At 60.2% G+C, this 21,684-nt stretch carries 17 protein-coding genes; 11 read left to right on the top strand and 6 right to left on the bottom strand.

Annotated elements, in window-relative coordinates:
- Positions 1–331 precede the first annotated feature (331 nt).
- The 4 genes from CFU_RS03585 (at position 332) to CFU_RS03565 (ending at position 8,605) form a co-directional block, all read left to right on the top strand.
- On the top strand, positions 332–1,312 hold the full coding sequence (locus CFU_RS03585) for a LacI family DNA-binding transcriptional regulator (protein ID WP_041741191.1): 981 nt from the start codon (positions 332–334) through the stop codon (positions 1,310–1,312).
- Positions 1,313–1,324: 12 nt separating this feature from the next.
- Positions 1,325–2,545, top strand: coding sequence for an AGE family epimerase/isomerase (locus tag CFU_RS03580; RefSeq protein ID WP_014004684.1), 1,221 nt, complete (start codon positions 1,325–1,327; stop codon positions 2,543–2,545).
- Between the two features lie 250 nt (positions 2,546–2,795).
- Positions 2,796–5,399: a GH92 family glycosyl hydrolase gene (locus CFU_RS03570; protein WP_014004683.1), complete on the top strand. Its 2,604-nt coding sequence runs from the start codon at positions 2,796–2,798 to the stop codon at positions 5,397–5,399.
- 140 nt (positions 5,400–5,539) lie between these two features.
- Positions 5,540–8,605, top strand: a complete 3,066-nt coding sequence (locus CFU_RS03565) for a GH92 family glycosyl hydrolase (protein WP_148264753.1) — start codon at positions 5,540–5,542, stop codon at positions 8,603–8,605.
- Positions 8,606–8,678: 73 nt separating this feature from the next.
- On the opposite strand, the gene CFU_RS03560 is transcribed toward CFU_RS03565, so the two are convergent.
- Positions 8,679–9,110 (bottom strand): GNAT family N-acetyltransferase, encoded by a 432-nt coding sequence (locus CFU_RS03560; RefSeq protein WP_041741189.1) that lies wholly within the window; start codon positions 9,108–9,110, stop codon positions 8,679–8,681.
- A 119-nt stretch (positions 9,111–9,229) separates the two neighbouring features.
- The gene (locus CFU_RS03555) at positions 9,230–10,498 is read right to left on the bottom strand and encodes a dicarboxylate/amino acid:cation symporter (RefSeq protein WP_041741188.1); all 1,269 of its coding nucleotides are present in this window, start codon (positions 10,496–10,498) and stop codon (positions 9,230–9,232) included.
- Between the two features lie 355 nt (positions 10,499–10,853).
- On the opposite strand from CFU_RS03555, the gene CFU_RS03550 reads away from it, so the two are divergent.
- A complete protein-coding gene (locus CFU_RS03550; protein WP_014004679.1) occupies positions 10,854–11,348 on the top strand; it encodes a DUF1772 domain-containing protein in 495 nt (164 codons plus the stop codon).
- A gap of 74 nt (positions 11,349–11,422) precedes the next feature.
- On the opposite strand, the gene CFU_RS03545 is transcribed toward CFU_RS03550, so the two are convergent.
- On the bottom strand, positions 11,423–11,914 hold the full coding sequence (locus CFU_RS03545; protein WP_014004678.1) for an Hcp family type VI secretion system effector: 492 nt from the start codon (positions 11,912–11,914) through the stop codon (positions 11,423–11,425).
- Between the two features lie 475 nt (positions 11,915–12,389).
- Between CFU_RS03545 and CFU_RS03540 the strand changes: the two genes are divergently transcribed.
- On the top strand, positions 12,390–13,010 hold the full coding sequence (locus tag CFU_RS03540) for a TetR/AcrR family transcriptional regulator (protein WP_041741186.1): 621 nt from the start codon (positions 12,390–12,392) through the stop codon (positions 13,008–13,010).
- A gap of 28 nt (positions 13,011–13,038) precedes the next feature.
- On the opposite strand, the gene CFU_RS03535 is transcribed toward CFU_RS03540, so the two are convergent.
- On the bottom strand, positions 13,039–13,377 hold the full coding sequence (locus CFU_RS03535) for a hypothetical protein (RefSeq protein WP_148264752.1): 339 nt from the start codon (positions 13,375–13,377) through the stop codon (positions 13,039–13,041).
- Positions 13,378–13,510: 133 nt separating this feature from the next.
- Between CFU_RS03535 and CFU_RS03530 the strand changes: the two genes are divergently transcribed.
- The 5 genes from CFU_RS03530 (at position 13,511) to CFU_RS03510 (ending at position 18,783) form a co-directional block, all read left to right on the top strand.
- Positions 13,511–14,128 carry a TetR/AcrR family transcriptional regulator gene (locus tag CFU_RS03530; RefSeq protein WP_014004675.1) on the top strand — a complete coding sequence of 206 codons (618 nt, stop codon included), beginning with the start codon at positions 13,511–13,513 and terminating at the stop codon, positions 14,126–14,128.
- Between the two features lie 169 nt (positions 14,129–14,297).
- Positions 14,298–15,515, top strand: coding sequence for an ABC transporter substrate-binding protein (locus CFU_RS03525; protein ID WP_148264751.1), 1,218 nt, complete (start codon positions 14,298–14,300; stop codon positions 15,513–15,515).
- Positions 15,516–15,804: 289 nt separating this feature from the next.
- Positions 15,805–16,737, top strand: a complete 933-nt coding sequence (locus tag CFU_RS03520) for a LysR family transcriptional regulator (RefSeq protein ID WP_014004673.1) — start codon at positions 15,805–15,807, stop codon at positions 16,735–16,737.
- A 166-nt stretch (positions 16,738–16,903) separates the two neighbouring features.
- Positions 16,904–17,113 carry a hypothetical protein gene (locus CFU_RS03515; RefSeq protein WP_148264750.1) on the top strand — a complete coding sequence of 70 codons (210 nt, stop codon included), beginning with the start codon at positions 16,904–16,906 and terminating at the stop codon, positions 17,111–17,113.
- Positions 17,114–17,127: 14 nt separating this feature from the next.
- Positions 17,128–18,783 carry a hypothetical protein gene (locus tag CFU_RS03510; RefSeq protein ID WP_014004671.1) on the top strand — a complete coding sequence of 552 codons (1,656 nt, stop codon included), beginning with the start codon at positions 17,128–17,130 and terminating at the stop codon, positions 18,781–18,783.
- 4 nt (positions 18,784–18,787) lie between these two features.
- Here the strand turns inward: CFU_RS03510 and CFU_RS03505 are convergent, their stop codons facing one another.
- Positions 18,788–19,702, bottom strand: a complete 915-nt coding sequence (locus tag CFU_RS03505; RefSeq protein ID WP_041741184.1) for an alpha/beta hydrolase — start codon at positions 19,700–19,702, stop codon at positions 18,788–18,790.
- Between the two features lie 199 nt (positions 19,703–19,901).
- Entirely contained in the window at positions 19,902–21,614 is a 1,713-nt protein-coding gene (locus CFU_RS03500) for a tannase/feruloyl esterase family alpha/beta hydrolase (RefSeq protein ID WP_014004669.1), read from the bottom strand.
- Positions 21,615–21,684 lie beyond the last annotated feature (70 nt).

Below are 21,684 nucleotides of genomic sequence, written 5' to 3'. Positions count from 1 at the left end.
GGCGCCGGCGAATGAGACCTGACAAACTTAGCGCATGGCAAGCCTGTGCTCCGGCCCGGCTTTCGATACTGTTTCTCCACGAATCCCCATTCCGGGCTGTTTAAGAAACAAATTTTTAGTATGTTTAATAAACAAATAAATCCAGTTTACAATCAATAAATCCTTATATAACAATGCTTTATGCGAAATTATTTTTCAGAATGTTTGTAAATTTAAGTTTTTTACTATACATTACTACTCAACTAAAACAATCCCGGGCAGTAACCGTCGCCGCCGCAGACAGCGGCGTCCGCCCTGGAAAAATGCATGCCCCAGCTTGCAGGAGAAGATCATGAGACCAACGATTCGGGATATCGCATCCGCCGCGAACGTATCCATAGGCACCGTATCGCGCGCCCTCAAAAAGCAGCCCGGCCTGACCGAACAGACGCGTGTCCATGTGCAAAAGATCGCCAGCCAGCTCGGCTACAACGAATCCAACCTGCGCCAGGGAAAAATCCGGCGCCTGACTTTCCTGCTGCATCGCCAGCACAATAATTTCGTCGCCAGCCCGTTTTTTTCGCATGTGCTGCACGGCGTGGAAACCGCCTGCCGCGAACGCAGCATCGTACCTACCGTATTGTCGGTCGGCCCCGCCGATAGCGTGATGGAACAGATCCGCCTGCATGAACCCGACGCGCTGGCCGTGGCCGGTTTCATGGAGCCGGAAGTGCTGGAACTGCTGACCCAAAGCGGCAAGCCGGTGGTGCTGATCGACTTGTGGGCGCCCGGTTTCCGTTCCATCAATTCCGACAACCTGGGCGGCGCGCTGGCCGCGACCCGCCACCTGATAGAAATCGGCCGCAAACGGCTGGCCTTCATCAGCGGCCCGCTGTCGCACTACAGTATTGCCCAACGCGCGCTGGGCTACCGCCAGGCGCTGTTCGAAGCCGGCCGCCTGTTCGACCCGCGCCTGGAAGTGACCCTGCTGCCCGGGCCGGAACTGCACCTGCATGCCGCCGCCGCGATGCAAACCCTGCTGGAGTCAGACTCGCCGCCCGACGCTGTGTTCTGCTACAACGACGCCACTGCGCTGGCCGTGATGAGCATATGCCAGATGCGCGGCTTGCGGATTCCGGAAGATATCGCGATTGTCGGCTTCGACAATATCGACGCCGCCGCCAGTGCCTCGCCGGCGCTGACCACGCTGGCGGTGGACAAGGAAGCCCTCGGCAAGCTGGGCATCAAGCTGCTGCTGGAAGACTCCCTCGTACAACCCGAAGTGATGCTGCCGGTGGAGCTGATCCAGCGCGCCAGCACGCTTGGCAACTGATCCGTTATCGTCATGAACATGCTTGAACCGACCGCAATGCCTAAAGCCGAATTCCGCAATCCTGCTTTCCTGTTGCAGCACATCCGCGACACCATGCGCTTCTACCATCCGGCGGCGCTCGATCCTTCCGGCGGCTTCTATCATTTCTTCAAGGATGACGGCAGCGTATACGACAGCGAAACCCGGCACCTGGTCAGCAGCACCCGTTTCATCTTCAACTATGCAATGGCGTACCGCCATTTCGGCGACGCCGCCTACCTGGATGCAGTGAAGCACGGCTTGGCGTTCCTGCGCGAGGGCCACTGGGATCCTGTGCACAAAGGCTACGACTGGACCCTGTCATGGAAAGACGGCCGCAAGCAGGTGCTGGATCCGACCCGCCACTGCTACGGCCTGGCGTTTGTACTGCTAGCTTATGCACACGCCTTGATGGCCGGCGTCGAAAGCGCCAGAGAAGACCTGTACCAGACCTACGACCTGCTCGAACAGCATTTCTGGGAAGCCGGCCCCGGCCTGTATGCCGACGAGGCCAGCGCCGACTGGCAAGTGCAAAGCTACCGCGGCCAGAACGCCAACATGCACATGACCGAAGCGCTGCTGGCCGCCTACGAAGCCAGCGGCGATGCAAAATTCCTGGATCGCGCCGAAACCGTGGCGCACCACATCACCGTCCGCCAGGCCGCGCTCAGCAACGACCTGATCTGGGAGCATTACCACCAGGACTGGACCCCAGACTGGAACTACAACAAGGAAGACAGCAGCAATATCTTCCGTCCCTGGGGTTTCCAGCCCGGCCACCATACCGAGTGGGCCAAGCTGCTGCTGATCCTGGAACGGCACCGGCCGCAAGAATGGCTGCTGCCGCGCGCCATCGAACTGTTCGACGCCGGCCTCGACGCCGCCTGGGATATCGATTGCGGCGGCATCTACTACGGCTTCGCGCCGGACGGCGTGATCTGCGACCAGGACAAGTATTTCTGGGTGCAGGCGGAAAGCTTCGCTGCCGCCGCCCTGCTTGCCAAACGCACCGGCAAGAACCGTTTCTGGGACTGGTACGAACATATCTGGCAGTACAGCTGGCAGCATTTCGTCGATCACCAGTACGGCGCCTGGTACCGCATCCTGACACGCGACAACCGCAAGTACGGCGACGAAAAAAGCCCGGCCGGCAAGACCGACTATCACACCATGGGCGCTTGTTATGAAGTGCTGGGCGCCTTGTCCGAACCATGAATTTGTAGCAGCACAAGCGGCGCAGGCGCGCCGCCTCCGGAGGAAACCGAACTACCGCTGATCCTGAATCCGTCGACGCAACCGGCAGCATTTTTCTCTTGAACATCTCTTGATACGCGACGCCCCATGGCGCCGCGCTGGGCCGACTTGCGCCCGGATATTGGCAATACCGGCTTTACAGTGGCATTCGTAGCAGGCAGGTGTATCCGATTACCCGGTTTGAACCGGGTGACGACTATAAGGAGGAACAATGAACAAGCAATCATGCAGGAATCTTGCAATTGGTATGGCCGCCGCAATGCTGTTCGGCTGCAGCGACGGCTCAAGCGGCTTGCCGGGCAGCGACGGCGCAGCAGGAACGGCTGGCGCTGCCGGTGTCGCCGGAACCACCGGCGCGGCTGGTTCGGCCGGCGCTCCCGGCCAACCTGGCGCTGTCGGAGCAACGGGGGCAACCGGCGCCGCTGGCCCGGCCGGCACCGCTCCCGTCGTTGCCGACGCCAACGAGATCGTCAAGCCGCTGCCCGAGCTGGCGCTGACGCAATACGTCAAGCCCTTCCTCGGCACTCAGCAGCAGCCGGGCGGCACCCATCCCGGCAACACCAGTCCCGCTGCCACGCTGCCGTTCGGCATGGTGTCGTTCGGGCCGGACACCGACATCGATCATGAATATTATTCCAGCGGGTCCGGCTACAACTACGACAGCAAGATGATCAATTATTTCAGCATGACGCGCATCAGCGGCCCCGGCTGCCGCAGCGGCGGCACCCTGCCGATCATGCCGACCATGCTGACCACCCAGCTCACCAGCAACAACAACCTGGTCATGCGCAAAAGCAGCAGCACCTTCGACCACAAGAACGAACAAGCCGCGCCCGGCTATTACAAAGTGCAGGCCGACGACGGCATCGTCACCGAGCTGACCGCCACCGCGCGCAGCGGCATGGCGCGCTTCACCTATCCGGACAAGAGCAAGGCGATCCTGGTGATCGACGCCACCCAGACCAATTCCATGACCGGCATCAACGCCCAGATCTGGCAGGACCCGGCCGATGCCAACGGCTTCTACGGCAAGACCAGCAACAAGTTCAACTGCGGCGGCGGCTACGATGCCTATTTCTACCTGCAGGTGGGATCGGCCTACGCCAAGGCGCCGCGCTTCATCAACAACAACGGTACGCTGATCCTCAATTTCGACCTGTCGCAATCGGCCGCCAGCAGCGCGCTGGTCAAGATCGGCCTATCGTACGTCAGCCCGGCCAACGCCCGCCTCAACCTGAAAAAGGAAAACGCCGGTTTTGATTTCGGCGCCACCGCGAAAAAAGCCGGCGCCGAATGGAACACCCGGCTCAACACGATCCAGGTCGATGCCGCCGGCGCCAGCGCCGACGCCCTCCAGCAATTCTATACGGCGTTTTACCACGTCATGTCCGGCCCTACCGTGTTCAGCGATGTCGACGGCAGCTACATCGGCATGGACAAGCAGCGCCACCAGACCGAGACCTACAAAGACAAGGACGGCAAGCTGGTGCGGCGCAACCACTACACCACCTTCTCGATCTGGGATACCTACCGCTCGCTGGGCGCGATGCATGCCTGGCTGTTCCGCGACCAGGCTGCCGACATGGCGCAATCGCTGGTCAACGACGCCATGCAATGCGGCGCCTTCCCGCACTGGGCCGACGCCAATGTCGACGATGTGCCGATGGAAGGCGACCACGCGCCGATGCTGCTGGCCAGCCTGCAAGCGTTCGGCGCTACCCGGTTCGACAGCGCCACTGCCCTGGGTTTCCTGAAGCGCGCAGCCTTCGGCCCCACCGCCGACTCGCCGCAATGGCCGGCCTGCAACGGCAATCCAGCTTTCGGCAGGAACGTGGCGGGCAGCGCCCAAGGCAATATGCCCGATTACCTGAAACTCGGTTATGTCGCCGAGGGCAGCGACGCCAGCGGCATCCATACCGGCTCCATCACCATCGAAGGCGCCAGCCGCGATTTCGCCATCGGCCGCTTCATCAACAACCTCAGCGACGCCAGCGCCGACGACAAGAAGAGCGCCGGCACGCTGTTGCTGCGCGGCGAGAACTGGAAAAACCTGTTCAAGCCGGACACCAAGACGCTGGCGGTCAAGGACCTGGCCGGCAACTGGGCTTCGCCTTCGCAGGACGACGGTTACCATGAAGGCACCGCAGCCCAGTACCTATGGGCCATTCCGCACGACCTGGGCAAGATCGTCACGGCGCTGGGCGGCAATACTGCCGCGGTGGCGCGGCTCGATACCCTGTTTTCCGTCAGCACCACTTCGGCCGATGCAAAAAAATCGCCGGCAGGACTGGCGATTGATCCGAAGAGGCTGAACGGCGGCGAAAACTCGAACGACTTCTACATGGGCAACGAGCCTGGCTTCGCCGCGCCATGGGCCTATAACTGGAGCGGCAATCCAGCGCGCACCCAGTTCGTGCTGCCGCAAATCATGGCCGCCACCTTCTCCAGCAAACCGCAAGGCTTGCCCGGCAACGACGACGTCGGCGCCACCTCGGGCTGGTATGTATGGGCCTCGCTCGGACTGTACCCGATGATCCCGGGCGTACCCGGGCTGACCATGGCGACGCCGCAGTTCGCCAATATCATCATCCAGCTGGCCGACGGCAAACGGCTGCTCATCAAGCGCGACAAGAATGCCGCATTTGTCAAAGCCTTGAAGGTGAACGGCAAGGACTGGAACAGCACCTGGCTGCCGCTGAACCAGGTGCAGGCTGGCGGCACGCTGGATTTCAGCACCGCCGACGCTCCCACCACGTGGGGCCAGGCCAGCACGCCGCCATCCGGCGCCAGCGGCAATTTCCTACAGACTCCCTGATCCGCATTGAACAGCGCGGACCGCACCCACGTGGTCGGTCCGCCGGCGTTCGCCCGCTGCTGGCGCGGGCGCCTGCGCCCTTGTTCCATCACGCCAGCGCTATCCGGAAACGTGGACTTTCAAAAAATATTGGAGGAACAATGAATCTGCAACTGAAGAAGAATTTCTCGATCGGACTTGCCGTCGCGCTGCTGTTCGGCTGCGGCGACGGCTCGGACCAATCCCTGCTCAACGCCAATGGCGCCGGCACCACTGCGCAACCCGGCGCCACCAACAGCACCACCAACGGCACAACGTCGATACCAGCCGCCAACGGCACCGCTGTCACGCCGCCGGTTGTCGCTGTCGCCAATCCTGCCACCACCACCGCGCCCCCAGCCATATCCGGCGCAGGCACGCCACAGCCACTCCCAAGCACGGATGTTTTTGTCAAAGCCGCGCTCACCAAGTATGTAAATCCGTTCGTCGGCACCGCGGACTCGTCGAAACCAGCCACCGATCCGGTGCCGGCCGGCGCCCGCGGCGGTACTTTCCCCGGCGCCACGACTCCGTTCGGCATGGTGCAATGGACGCCCATGACGCCCAGCAACGGCGGCCAGGACCATCCGGTCGGCTACATCTACAAGGAAAAGACCATCACCGGTTTTCCGCTGACGCAAATGAGCGGCTCCGGCTGCGACGGCAATGAAGGCGAGCTGCCGGTCATGCCGACCTTCGACACCAGCGCGGTCGGCGTCAACGCCAAGGAAAACTTCGATCACAAAAATGAAGCGGCGCGCCCCGGCTATTACCAGGTGACCCTGAACGACGGCATCAACACCGAATTGACCGCCACTACCCGAACCGGTTTCGGCCGCTTCACCTTTCCCGCCAAATCGGCCACCGCCAGCGCCAACAAGACGCCTTACCTGGTGTTCGACGCCACCCGCACCAATACCATCGCCTCCACCACCGGCGTGATCAAGACCGAGGGCAAGGACGCGCTGTCCGGCTCCACCGTCGGCGGCAAGTTTTGCGGCGCCCGCACTTACACCTTGTATTTCTACGCCAAGTTCGACCGCAACATTACCGCCGCCATCAGCAACGGCAAGGCCAGCGTCACCTTCGACGCCAGCACCACCCCGGCGGTGCTGATGAAGGTCGGCCTGTCCTATGTCAGCAGCGACAATGCGCGCAAGAACCTGGAACAGGAAAACCCCGGCTGGGATTTCAATGCGGTGCGCGATGCCGCCGACAATGCCTGGAACACCCGCCTCAACACAATCCAGGTGACCGGCGGCAGCGATACCGAAAAGCGCAAGTTCTATACCGCGCTCTACCACTCGCTGCTGTCGCCCAACACCAATAGCGACGTCAGCGGCGACTACATCGGCTTCGACCAGAAAGTGCACCAGGTCGCGGCCGGCCGCACCCAGTACGTCAACTATTCCAACTGGGATGTGTACCGCAGCCTGATCCCCCTGACCAGCATGCTGTTTCCCAAGGAAAGCAGCGACATGATGCAATCGCTGGTGAACGATGCCGACCAGTGCGGCGCCATCCCGCGCTGGGCGCCGATCAATGTCGACGCCGGCATCATGCCGGGCGATTCCGGCGTGCCGACCATCATGGGCGGCTACGCCTTCGGCGCCACCGGTTTCGACGCCAAGAAAGCGCTGGAGTACATGACCCTGGTCGGCAACAAGGCCGATGTGCAATGCACCGGCGACCATGTCAGGGACAGCACCGACCGCATGAACGACTATCTGGTGCATGGCTACGCCGGCATGGACAACGGCTGGTGGGCAGGCTCGCTGACCTTCGAATTCGGCACCGCCGATTTCGCTACCTCGCAGCTGGCCAAGGCGCTCGGCGACAACATGAACTACCAGCTGTTCCTGAGCCGTTCCGCCAACTGGAAGAACCAGTTTAACCCGGCCCAGAAGCAGCTGCTGCCGCGCTACCGCAACGGTTCCTGGATGCTCAATCCGCAGCCTAACGCCGACATGGTGGAAGGCAACGCCGAGCAGTACACCTGGATGTCAGCCTACGATGCACGCGGCCTGTTCGGCCTGGTCGGCGGCAACGACGCCGCCATCAAGCGGCTGGACGCCTTCTTCCAGGATCTCAACGCCGGCATGAACAAACCCAATTTCTACATGGGCAACGAACCGAGTTTTGCGACGCCGTGGCTGTACAACTGGACCGGCGCCCCATGGCGCACCCAGAAGGTGGTGCGCGACGTCGCCAACACCGTGTTCTCGGACGATCCGGGCGGCTTGCCCGGCAACGACGACCTCGGCGCCGTTTCCTCCTGGTATGTCTGGGCCGCGCTCGGCCTGTATCCGGAAATCCAGGCGGTGAGCGGCCTGACTATCGGCAGCCCGATGTTCGACAAGGTCGTGGTGCGCTGGGCCGACGGCGCCAAGAAACTGGTGATCAACGCCAGCGGCGCCGCCACCAATTCGCCCTACATCCAGAGCCTGGCGCTGAACGGCCATGCGCTCGACATGCCATGGCTGTGGCTCAAGGACCTGAAGGACAGCGCAACGCTGGACTTTTCCCTCGCGGCGAGCCAGTCGCAATGGGGCAAGGATTCATCGGCCAAGATGCCATCCTTTGGCCTCGACGGTTTCGGCAGCCTGGCTGACGCGCTCAACAACCATGGCATAGGCACCGACGGCCAGAAAACCGTGCGCGGGCTGGAAGGTTATACCTACGACATGGGCGGCTGGAGCTATTCCTCGAAAGCGCTGGCGGCAGCCGGAGCAAGCGCAGGCGGCAGCGTCAGCTTCAACGGCGTATCGTTCGCCTGGCCGGACGGCAAGTCAGGCCTGGACAACATGGTCACCCAAGGCCAGGTCATCACCTTCGCCAAGCCGCAGGCGGCAGACAAGCTGGCCCTGCTCGGCAGCTCCACCAATGCCTCGACCGCGCCCACCGGAAAGCTGATCGTCACCTACACCGACGATACCCAGTCCAGCTTCGACCTGCGTTTCGACGACTGGACCCTGGGCGGCGGTGGCGGCAAGGTCGGCAGCTACAACCAGATCGCTCTGACCAGCGCCTACCGGGTCGACCAGAACGGCAATGCCGACACCACCAAAGCCTATGTCTTCTACTGGGATGCGCAGCTTGACAAGAAGCGCACGGTCAAGAGCGTGACCTTGCCCTACCAGACCGACAATGGCGCCTTGATGCACGTGTTTGCCATGACCCTGAAGTAAATACAAAACGCGCCGCGGCCTGTCGAGGCCGCGGCGCGTTTTTTTGTTCCCGCAGATAGGTATGGCGATCTGTTCAGGTCAGGGTTGCATATACATCAGGCGCATAACGCTCCATCAGCGATTGCGGCCGGGCCGGCGCCGCAAAACCGAACTTGGCATACAAGCCGTGGGCAGTGCTGGTCGCCAGCATGAAGCGGCGCAGCCCCTGCAGCCGCGGATGTTCCATGACGGCAGCCATCAGCCTGGCGCTATGGCCCTTGCCGCGATGCTCGGCCAGCACGAATACGTCGACCAGGTAGGCAAACGTAGAATAGTCGGTGACAACGCGCGCATAAGCCACCTGGCCAGCGCCGGCCAACAGGCCGAAATTCAGGGAGTTCCGTATCGACTCTTCGACCGTGGCCAGCGGTATGCCGCGGGCCCATGCCGATTCCTCGGACAGGAAACGGTGGATCAGCGGAACATCCAGTTCAGCCGCTTCGGTGGTGATGCGCAATTGCTCCATCAGGATTTCTTTCCGGTCATTTATAGAAGAATGCATGCCGGTAAATTAGCATACTCTCGAATGAAAAACAGCGCCTCTTGGGCGCTGTGTCTCAGATTCTACATTTCATGTCTTGCCGGTCAGGCCCTGCTGTTTTCCAGGGCCCGGCGGCCGGCGTCTTCGTCCAGCTCGCCTTCCCACTTCGCAATCACCGAAGTGGCGATGCCGTTGCCGACCACGTTGGTGGCAGTGCGGCCCATGTCGAGGAACTGGTCGATGCCGATGATCAGCAGGATGCCGGCTTCCGGCAAATGGAACATCGGCAGGATGGCGGCCACCACCACCAGCGAACCGCGCGGCACGCCAGCCATGCCCTTGCTGCTCACCATCAGCACCAGCAGCATGGTGAGCTGCTGGGCGAACGACATTTCAATATTGTAGGCCTGCGCCACGAACAAGGCGGCGAACGCCTGGTACATCATCGAACCGTCGAGGTTGAAGGAATAACCGAGCGGCAGCACGAAACCGGTGATCTTGTTGTTGACGCCGAAGTTTTCCAGCTGCTCCATGGTCTTCGGATAAGCCGCTTCGCTGCTGGCGGTGGAAAACGCCAGCATGATCGGCTCTTTCAGCAGGCGCAGCAAGGTGAAGATCGAACCGCGCAGGAAGATGTAGCCGATGGCGATCAGCAGCGCCCACAAGGTCGCCAGCCCGGCGTAGAAACCGCCGAGGAACTTGGCGTAGGTGGTCAGCACGCCGAAGCCCTGCACCGTGATGACGGCGGCGATGGCGGCAAATACGCCGAGCGGCGCAAAGCGCATCACGTAATCGGTCACTTTCAGCATCACGTGCACCAGGCCGTCGACGGCGTTGGTGACGGCCTTGCCGGCCTCGCCCTTGACCGACGCCAGGCCGAACCCGAAAAACAGCGAGAACACAAGGATCTGCAGGATTTCATTCTTCGCCATGGCGTCGACGAAGCTGCTCGGGAACACATGCGAAACAAAATCCTTCAGGTTGAAGCCGCTGGTATTGAGTTTGGTGTCTGCTCCTACCGCAGGCAGCGGCAGGTTGAGCGCATGGCCGACCTGCAGCACGTTGACAAACAGCATGCCCAGCGCCAGCGACAGCAGCGAAGCAATCACGAACCAGCCGAGGGCGCGGACGCCGATGCGGCCCACCGAGCTGCTGTCCTTCATGCCGGCGATGCCCGACACCAGGGTGCCGAACACCAGCGGTGCAATGATCATCTTGATCAGGCGCAGGAATACATCGGTGATGATGGAGAAGTAGCCGGCGATTTCTTTTGCCGCGGCTTCATCCGGCGCCAGGTTGTGGCAGATATAGCCGACCACGATCCCGAGGACCATGCCGACCATGATCCAAGTCGTTGCTTTAATTTTTTTCATTTACGTATCCGGCCGTTAGACATACAAAAATACAAAAAATACAAAAACTGTCGACCCGGGTTGTGCCGGCATCGCGAGGAGATGGCCATTGACGCAATAAACCGTACTTTGCGAAAATACCAACGTTCTACTGGAAAAATAAAAAAGCCCTCATTGCTGAAGGCTTGATGAAACCTGGCGCCGGCGGCAGCGCCTCGCCCCTGATGGCAAGCCTGCGCCAAAGCTCAAACGGATCAGCATGGTACATTAGAAATCGGCCTCTAATCAACAAAAAGAGACCCGGGCCAACGCCCGCGCGGCGGCTGCAAGCCACGCGGGCGACTATCTACGGTTTTATATCAACGGAGACCTTCACATGACTTTCATTGAAAATCTGTTGTTCCCGATTTCACTGTATGCAGCGCTTGCCTGCGGGCTGCTGGGCGGGCTGTTCTTCGCATTTTCCAATTTCGTGATGAACGCCCTGTCTCGCATCGCGCCGGCCAGCGGAATCGCCGCCATGCAGTCCGTCAATATCACGGTGCTCAATCCGCTGTTCCTGCTTTTATTCCTTGGTACCGCCGTGGTCTGTGCGGCGCTGGCCGTGTTTGCCATTTTCCGCTGGCAGCAGCCGTATGCAGGCTGGCTCCTGGCGGGCGGCTTGTCCTATCTTGCAGGAGGTTTCCTGGTGACGATGGGATTTAACGTTCCGCTCAATAACGCGCTAGCTGTGGTCGATCCATCCAAACCGGAATCGTCCCAGGTCTGGCAAAACTATCTCAGTGTCTGGACCAGCTGGAACCATGTCCGGACCCTATGCTGCCTGCTCGCTTCCGCGCTGTTCATCATCGCGGCCTGGCGGCATGCCTAGCCCGAGCCGGCGTAAACAAAAAAACCCGAAAAAAAACCGCAGCAAGCTGCGGTTTTTTTATCGGTGCAGGAAAATTACACGACCTTGTTGGTCGACAGATCCCAGCCGCCGGAAGTATTGCCGCCCGAACCGCCGCCGATTTTTTGCTGTGTGTACTTCCATTTGACCTGGGAGTACTTAAGGCTGACAGTCTCGCTCAGCACGTCGCCTTCCTGGACCGATGGCGTGACATCGGAAATCAGCAGGTTGACCAGCTCGATTTCGAAATACTTGATGCGGTCACCCTTGCCGTCGGCGCGCAGGAATTCAAACTTGGCTTTCGGAATGGTCTTGCCCGATGAGCAGTTCTGCAGCAGCAGCGGCGTGGCCAGATCGGCGATCTTGGTCAGGACGATGTCCTTGTGCTCGCAACGCTCAGCCGTATGGCCGCCGCCGGTGGATGCAGTTGCCGACTTCGGCTGCAGCACTTCCCACTGTACCGATTTGCACTCGATCCAGTCCTTGTGCGCGCTGTCGGTCGACTCGCCCTTGATGCCATCGATTTGCAGATAAACGTCTATTGCCATGGTGATACCCCTTATGAATTAAGTAAAACTTGGTTAACGCTGGTTATTCCGCAAGCAAGCGGATTGAAACTGAAAGTTCGTCTAGCTGAGAATGTCTGTAGAGAAACGACACAACGCGACGGGCCCTGAGACGTCCTCGCGCTACGAACGGCGGCATGAGAAAACACCCGTGAACGCATTCCGTACAGCAATCTTACAACCATATAAGCATGCAAGATTGCAAACAATTGTATCACCAGTCAGAATTACAATTATTTCTACATAGAAATAAACCTATCTTTTTGGGAATTTTGCCACACTTGCCGATAAGCTTTTTCTCATCGTGGCTTTGACTTGCTTAAAATTTCACCAAGACAATGCGATTTACTGGATATTCTTAAAAAATCCCTTAATTGCGCAGATTCATGCAAGGCCGCCCTGTTGTAGTTTTCGCATAATACGAGCTATCATTCACATTCAAACTCGCGCTCCTCTTATGCCGAAATCGCCCGCCACGCAGCGCCTGAAACCCCGCAAATTGCCGGTCCAGGCGCGTTCTGCCCATACCGTTGAAGCCGTTCTCGAAGCAGCCGCTCGCATTCTCGAGACGCAGGGGCTGGCCGCCTGCACTACCAACGCCATCGCAGAACGCGCCGGCGTCAGCGTCGGCTCGCTCTACCAGTACTTTCCCAACCGCGATGCCTTGACCGTCGCCTTGATCGAACGCGAGACAGCGCAGTTGCTGGCGGATGTGGAGCGCGCCGGACAAGGGGAAACCTCGCACGGCCGTATCCTGGACATGGTGCGGGCCTCGGTTGCGCATCAGATGCGGCGGCCGGTGCTGGCCAGGCTCATCGATTTCGAGGAAAAACGGTTGCCGCTAGGCGACCGCGATCAACGCGTAGCCGATACCATCCATGCGCAGCTGACGGGCGCCCTGCAATTGCCCGACGCGCCGCGACTGGCCGACAGGGAGCTGGCAGCCTATGACCTGCTGGCCATCGTGCACGGCATGGTCGACGCCGCCGGCGAGCGCGGCGAACTCGATGCGGCCGCGCTGGAACGGCGCGTCATGCTGGCGGTGGGCGGCTACCTGAATGGCGCATCATCCGCCTGATATCCAGCGGATCAAGCCGTTGAAAATCCTAAAACCCGGCGTAGCGGAACGCCCCCATGGCGATGGCCGCCACCGCCAGCAACAACGCCGCAGCGCGATACCCCACCAGGATGCGGGTACGCGCGCCGCCCTCGCCGCTCGCCCCTTTGCTGAGCTTCCACACCGCCGGCCCGGCAAGCAGTCCCTGCAGCACAAACGCCAGCAGTGCGCAGCCGGCGCCAATTGCCAGGATCCGCTCGCCGGGACCAGGTTCGCCGGCATGCAAGGTGTGCCAAAGATAGACGCCAGTCAGCAGCGCAACCAGCCCCGCGGCCAGCTGGCGCAGGAACAGCGATTTGCCGACGCCGCCGGTAGCGGCCATCGCCATGGTCGATCCCGCCCAGAAAACTGTGGCGAGGACATGAAGGGATGTTGCTAACATAATGACATGCTGCATGATGGACTCCCGGTGAGATTCAAATTAACTATACTCATAGTATATTCAAATAAAAAGGGGTGCAATGCCTAAACGTAGTTATGTCAGTTCGGTGAGGGCGGACGCCGCGGCCGAGAAGCGCAGCCGCGTTGTCGAGGCGGCCACCCAGCTGCTGCGCGAGGAACACAGCATTACCGCTTTTTCGCTGGAGGCGGTGGCCAAGGCGGCGGGCGTTACACGGCTGACGGTGTACAACCAGTTTGGCTCGCGCCAGGGCCTGCTTGAGGCAGTGTTCGACGATATAGCGCGCAGGGGCCGCATCATGCGCCTCGGCGAAGCCTGGGCTGCGCCCGATCCGCGGCTCGGCCTGGACCTGCTGGCTGAAATCTTCTGCGAGTTCTGGAGCAGCGATCCCGCCATAGGCCGGCTGCAGGACGCCATGCTGGTCGATCCGGACATTGCCCAGGCATTGGGCGAGAGACTGGGGCGCGGCCGCCAGATCATTGGCGCACTGGTTGGCCGCCTGGCCGAAGGCCGTGCCACGGCCGCACAGCAGCGCGACACTGCCGACCTCATCTTCGGCCTCACCGGCTTCGCCATGTTTCGCCTGCTTGCCCCCGGCCGGTCGGCGGAAGCGGTCTGCCTCCTGGTCAAGACCGCTTGCGGCGATGCAATCAGGCGCATGCTGCCTAACGCAAGCTGATGCGCACTGCTCCTTTATCCGGAGCAGCGGCCCGGTCAGTTTAAAACGACAACCTTATATTTTGATTGGAAGGTTTGAAAACCCCTTGTTTTTCATCGCTCTGCTGTATATTGCTCAAAAGAAACTAATAACGGTAATTAAAAACGGCAATTAAATCTAGGAGATGGCGATGCAAAAGCGCAGCACGTATGGCTTCATTTTTTGTCTGGCAGCAGCAGGATTCAGCGCAAGCGCACAAGCCGAACTACCGCCCATCAAGATCGGCGTCATCGGCCCGATCACCGGCCCTTCGGAAGACATGGGACAAAGCATGATAGGCGGCGCCAGGGTGTTCCTGGCTGACATCAACCAGGTCGGCGGCGTGCTCGGCCGCAAGATCGAACTGGTCGAACGCGACGACCGCGCCAAGCCGGACGTCGGCTCCGCCATGGCCAAGGAGATGATCGAGAAAGAAGGCGTGGTTGCCGTGGTCGGTTTCGGCAATACCGGCGTCGCCCTGCCGGCGGCGAAACTGTTCCAGGAAGCCAAGATCCCGCTGATCGTCACCGGAGCTACCGGCGCCACCATCACCAAATCCTTCATGCCGCCGGCCTACCCGGTCAGCTACATCTTCCGCACTTCGGCCAGCGACGCGCTGCAGCCTATCGTAATTCTCAACGACGTCATCGACCGTCGCAAGATCGACAAGATCGCCGTGCTGCACGACGAGAGTCCGTACGGCCAGTTCGGCAAACAAAGCATGCTGGCGGAACTGGACCGGCGCAAGCTCAAGCCAGTGCTGGTGGAAGGCTTCAAGGTCGGCGACCAGGACATGACAGCGCAGCTGCAGCACGCCAGGGACAACGGCGCCCAAGCCATCGTGATGTATTGCCTGGCTCCCGAAGGCGCGATGGTGGTGAAGAGCGCGGACAAGCTGAAACTGCGGCTGCCGATCGTCGGTCCGTGGGGCATGTCGCAGCAGACCTTCATCGACAAGGCCGGCCAGAGCGCCGAAGGCGTGCGCAGTTCGGTGACTTTCATCGAAAACGAATTGAGTTCAGTCAGCAACCAGTTCTCGCTGACCTACCGCAACGTCAACAAGACCAACCACATCCCGTCCGCCGTGGCCGCCGCCCAGACCTACGATGCGCTGCGCCTGATCACGCTGGCGATATTCCAGGCCAATACGGTAGACGGCGCCAAGGTCAAGGACGCCCTCGAGAACCTGCAGGTGCACACTACGTCGACCGTCGTCTCGCGCTACTTCAAACCGTTCTCGGCGACCGACCATGAGGCGATCGCTCTCAACATGATCGTCATGGGCGAAATCCGCAATGGCAAGGTGGCGTACGCTTACCGGGAAGATGCGAGCAGCGGATCGATTGCGCGCACCAAGAAAGTCCAATAAACGGGGTAGCCAGCACAAGATAATTAGTCTTTCCGGCTCGAAACAAGAGCCGTTGGATGTAATAAAAAGGGTCCGCATTGCTGCGGACCTTTTTTATTATTCACCTCGGCAACGTCTTCCCCCATCAATGATTTCAGGCGCCCAGCAACCCACAGAGTCAAGCTTTGGCCCCTTTTTCCTGTCTCGCCGGGCATATTGAATAGAGCAGCTGTAATCGGCGCCGTGAAACCATTCCTTGCGTTGCCGGCAATGCTCATCCGGCTTTGAAGCCATGCCGCGGAGATAGAACGTGAATCTGAAATTCATCGAAACCTTTATTTGGGTAGCGAAACTGCATAGTTTCAGCCTTGCCGCAGACAAGCAGCATTCGACGCAAGCGGCCATTTCGAACCGTATCTCCGCACTCGAACAAGAGCTGGGGACAAAGCTCTTCACACGCGAAGCCAAGGGTGTCATGCTCACCCGCACCGGAGAGCGGGTGCTGCAGCACGCAGAGCAGGTCAGCGAAGCTATCGCGCGCTTGTCCGCCTCCTTGCATGACGACAAGATGGCGTCCGGCACCATCCGGATTGGCGCCATGGATAGCGCCATCCACTCCTGGTTCGTCGACTTCGTCAGCGATGCGGCATACCACTATCCCAATCTGAATATCGAGATAACCTGCGAGACCGCGCTGGTATTGAACGAGCAATTGCGCCGCGGCATGCTCGACATGGTGATCCAGACCGACATGCTGCGCGATGAGACGATCCGCAGCATCGAGCTGCTGCAATTGCCGCTCGGCTGGCTGGTCGCCTCGGATTCGCCTATCGCGGCCCACTTCCATGGAGATACGTCAGCTGCTGCATTCGAGCGCTTAGGGCGCGAACGGCTCATCACGTTTTCTCGCCACTCACGGCCGCATCAGGACCTGCTGCGATTAATGCAGTCGCACGACATCAGCAACGCAAAAGTGAGCTGCGTGAATTCTGTGACGGCCATACTCAAAATGACCCAGGCCGGTTTCGGTGTGGGCGCCATACCGCCCGCACTGGCATCCGGGCCATTGCGCGCAGGCGCGTTGCGTTTGCTGGATGGCCTGGAGTCGCCGCCGCCGATGCCATTCGTCGTGGCATGGCGTTCAGGCGCCGACTGGGCCGAGCGCCTGGTTGAGATTGCCGAAGATACTGCGCACAGATACGTGGCAAAGGTGGGAGTGGATGCTGCACGCATCGTTGCCTGAGCCCTAGGGCTACAGCATTCTCCACGCTGCATGGGTATCGATTTTTCTTATGCGCGGCATGTATTTTTCTTGTTTGACTTGGAAGTGCGGCCGGTCAAATATCTCATACATCTGAAATCAGCCGACGAAAGGAATCGCAATGATCAGGTCTCTGGCATTTTGCGGCGTGTTGCTGTCGCAGGCAGCAAACGCTCAGTACGAAGGCGGCTATTACCTCTGGCGCAACCAACTGCATCCGGAAATCCAGAAATGCGCGGCGACTGCGCCGAACGAGCATTGGACCAAGGTTAGCGGCCCCTATTTTGACGGAGAGTGCAGCAAGCTGTTGCCGCAGCCGGATCAAAAGAACGAGCAAAAAATTCCCCAATCTCGGTAACGGACTGCCCTCTCATGGTTAACTATTCCAGAATGACAGGTGCGGCCGGCCTGCTCGCGTTGCTCCTCACCGGTTGCGGAAACGGCGATTCCCTTACCCCTGCTACGGCGCCTTCGCTGGATCTGCCGCCGTCCCAGATTCCGCCGACGACGCCTACGTCCACCACGCCGCCCGTTACCCAGCCTGACGTTCCATCTGTTACTCCCCCGGCCGCCGTTCCGCCTGTGACACCATCTGTCGCTCCGCCTCCTGTTCCTCCCCCTATCGTCCCACCTGTTACGCCGCCGGTCGTTGCTGTCGCGTACGCAAACTGCATGGATAGTACAGTTGCAGGGTCTTATGAAGAGCAACGGCTGCCCAACATATTGCAGCGCGGTGATACCCAATCGTTTTCGGATCAAATCCTGAGCGCATCGGCCTTTGATGGCTTCGGCCCGCAATTCGCCAAGCAGCTTTGCCAGGACGGCGCCGTCAAAACTTTTTCAGATGCCATCAAGATAGTCAAGACTGCCGGCGACACCGTGTGGCAAGCCGCCGTTGATCGCGTCCAGGGACGCAAGATCAGCGGCTCGCTGCCGCAAAGCGATGATCGCATGTTGTACTGGGCACGCTTGCACATGACGCTGGCGTTGCGGCAATGGCTGCCGCAGATCCCGCTGACATTGCATCAACGCTCCCAGCTCCAGTGGCTGCTGGAGAAATCGTCGCGCGGCCAATATGCGATCCAGTTCCCGTCGGGCAAGAACATCAAGCGGATCATCATCAGTGGCTTCGATCCTTTTACGCTCGGCACTCCCGGCGCAAATTATCCCAGCACCAACATCCGCATCGGCAACCCTTCCGGCGCCATCGCGCTGGCCCTCAATGGCAAACAGATCGCGTTGCCGGACGGCTCAACCGCAGTGATTCAGACATATCTGTTGCCCGTCAACTACGCGCCGTTTCGCGAAGGCATGCAGGAACATACATTGGCCCCGTTTTTTACAGGGCCTGAACATGTCCTCGCTTCCATCAGCATGAGCCAGGGTGAGGCCGGCGTGTTCAATATTGAAAACTGGAACGGCCGCTATCATGCAACCGCTTTTGCCGACAATCTGGGCGTGGTGATTCCCTATGGATTGACACCGTCGATGCAAGATGCCGATATCTATCCCCCAGAGGACATGCTTGGCTACAATCCTCAGCCTTGGGTCAAGGAAAAGCCGGCGCAATATACGTTGACGTCGTTGCCGATAGATAAAATCATGGCCGCCAATACCGGTACCGGGGTAATCAACGCCGCTAATGCCGCCACGGGGGGATATACGATGGTATGGCACACACAATATGCATATTTTGCGGACTGCTCCAAGTTTATTACTTCCAGTTTCACCAGCAATTACACCGCCTATCCACCGGCCACTCCACCGGCAGCGCCGCCCGCCTCGGCATGTGCCTATAAAGGGGGCGGAAGCAATTACCTATCAAACGAAAGCGCTTACAGGAACACGTTATTGCGCGATACCCTGAATCCTTCTATTGCTGCCGGCCATCTGCATGTGCCGATAATGACCAATTTTGATGATAATGATGATGGAAAAATAACGGACGCCAAATTCGAGTCGTACCGGGACAGCATTGTCCAGCAAACGACGTCGATTGTGGCTGCACTCGCAAAATCACTGCTCTGATTCATCAGCCGGCGCTATTGGTGTTTGCCTCAAGGGGTCGTATCTCGAAATGGCTGTCGCCAGGGCCGGCAGCCAGGCGTTCAGTGACCCGGTTGAATTTCGCCGTCAGGAAGGCGGCGATGCGATCCTGGGTTGCTTCGAGATAAGGAATGTTGTGATGGTCGGAACCGGGAATGGTTTCGTCCTGCGGCGCCCTGGTCAGTTTGCCCACCAGCAGGTCGGTATGCGAAGCCGGCACCACGTCGTCGGATGCGGCGCGAACGATGAACGTCGGCGCCGACAGCAAAGGCGCATGCTTGATGGAATCGAAGCGATGCTTGAGGACAAAACCCGGCACAGCCGGGAAGCGGCGCTTGGCCAGGGCCAGCAACGAGTCGTAAGGGGTAATCAGCACCACCGCCGCCACCGGCCTGCTGACCGCAATCTGTACCGCCACGCCCGAACCCAGGCTGCGCCCGACCACGGCGATTTGTCCGGCGTTGATATGGCGGTGCTCGGCAAACCAGTCGAACAGCATCTGCGCGTCTTCTATCATTTTCAGCTCGCCCGGGATGCCCTCTGAATCGCCGTAGCCGCGGTAGTTGATGGCTAGAACCGTCATATTGGGGAACATGCGCCAGGCATCACGCGCCACCCAGGACACTTCTTCCGAGCGGCCGCCGAAATACACCACGGCGGGATGGGGGCCAGGCACTCGCGGCGTCAGCAGCCATCCCGAGAGCCGGGTGCCGTCGGTGCTGCGCAAAACGACGAGGCGGGAACGGTGTCCGATGCTATGGGGATGTTCGACTTCCTTGGTGCGCACCGGCTTGAAAATCAGCTTGCGCTGGCTGACGGCGACCGCGGTGGTGAAAATCAGCCACCCGAGGGCGACGATGCCGCCCATCCCGGTCATTTTCTTGTATTTGATGGTTCTCATAAGCCAATGCGGCCACACGGGACCCTACCCTATGCTGGCCGCATCCTCCCCTTGGCTTTATTGTATTCCTCGGATTTGTTGTCGTCTCCATAATTTCATTGCCGTGTAGACGACAATCGAAATTAGCCCTCTTTGTGTGGCGAAAATGGCTCTTTCCCATGCAACGGCGGTATGGCCGGCAGCTCGCCCCGCCAGCCCCCTACTGCGTCGCGCAACTGAAACTCGCCGCCAGGTTGATATCGCCCGCGCCCTTGTACCTGGGCCATGCAGGAAACTCGCAAAGGGGGCGGCTGCGGCCCGGGATGCCCGCCGTATCCGAGACAAGCTGCGATACCGGCGCACTGCCCTGCTCCACCCAGTTTTCCAGCGCCGTCAGCGAATCCCATGCGGCATTGAAGACGGTCGACAGCGAATGGCCGTAGCCGGGGATTTCGTAGTAGCGGACAAAGCTGCCGACCGCAGCGCTGCCCATGGTCGATTGCAGGCGCCGGAAATAATCCTCGGTGGAACGAGTGCTGACCAGCGCATCCGACATACCATGCGCCATCAGAATCTTTCCGCCCCTGGCCTTGAATGCCGACAAATCCGTCTTGTTGATGTCTTGCATGACAGTGAGCTGGTCGATGCGCGCCTGCCATGGACCGGCATTCTGCGGATCGAACGACAGGGAATCAAATGCCGCATCGCGCGTAACGAAATATTTCACCCACTGGTCCCAGAACGTCGCCCAGTACGGCGCATCGGTCGGCATCGGCTGCGCCGGCTGGCTATCGCCCATGGCCAGCAGCCTGACCGTTTTCTGCGCCACCGAGTCGCCGGCCAGACCGAGATCGGCGCCCCACACATTGAAGCCGGGGTACTGCGTTTCTCCGCTGCCGAGAGGACGGCTGAAGGTGATCGGCGTGCTGTAGGTTTTCAGGGCCGCGATTTGTGGATCGGACAGGCAGCTGTCGCCGCTATCCGCCCCGCCGGCACAGCGCAGCGGCACGCCATTCAGCGTCGCGCTGGCGGGATCAAAACCGCTGTTGCATGCCGCCATATTGCTGATCAAGCCGTCCTTGACGCCATCCAGCGCATCGCAGCTTGCCATCGCCGCGTCATACAACGTCTTGCGTTTGGCCGGATTCAGATAAGCGCCCGGCATGGCGAAAGCACGCGTGATGCGGCCGAACTGCAAGTCCAGGCTGGCCGCAGCCCAGGCCGGATACAGCGCAATCACGCCGTCCCAGTCCTGCGGCCAGCGCTGCGCCACCGCCAGGGCTTCGCGGCCGCCAGTCGAGCCGCCGGCGAAATAGGATTTTTGCGGGGCACGAGCGTAATACTGCTGGATCAGGTGGATCGCCGCGTCGCGTGTTTTCTTGAGCGCATCGCCGGCAAAATTCCGCAAGGCTTCGTCGTTCTTCCCGAACGTACCGTCGCGGCTGCCCATCTGGTTGGCCTGGTGTCCGGAATCGCTGCCAAAGGTGGCGTAACCGCGCGCCAGCGGCCTGGCCTTGTCTTGCGGGCCGGCGGGGACGTTGCCGCTGACATCGGGCACGGTGCCGTTATAACCACCGCCGCCGAACATCAGCGCCTTGTGGTTCCAGGCGGTCGGCAGGCCGAGCTGGAACTTGATTTTAGGCGCGGCCGGATCGACCGGGTTGATCTCACCCTTCACCAGGCAGTACTCGCCGGTTGCCGCTACGCCGCTGCCGGCTGGCGCCACAATGTGCGCGTCGGTGACGATGGCGCCGCTGGTGGGCAAGCCGATAGCCTGCGCCGGTATGGCCATGCCGTTCAGCTGGGTGCAGCTGACGGGGACGCCTGAATGCAGCTCGCCACCGCCGCCGCATCCGGCGGACAGCAGCGTCATCCCCAGCAGGGCCGAACCGAGGACCGTGGACGTCCTCAGGAATTTTCCTTGAACCATCATGAATGTTTTCCTTTCATGTGTTTTGGCTGCAGATTATTTTTGCGATAGCGACGAAACAGTAACATTTAAA

This window comes from Collimonas fungivorans Ter331 (genome assembly GCF_000221045.1).
Lineage (GTDB): Bacteria > Pseudomonadota > Gammaproteobacteria > Burkholderiales > Burkholderiaceae_D > Collimonas > Collimonas fungivorans_A.
The sequence above is the reverse complement of the archived record's forward strand: the minus strand, read 5'-3'. Positions and strand labels throughout refer to the sequence as shown.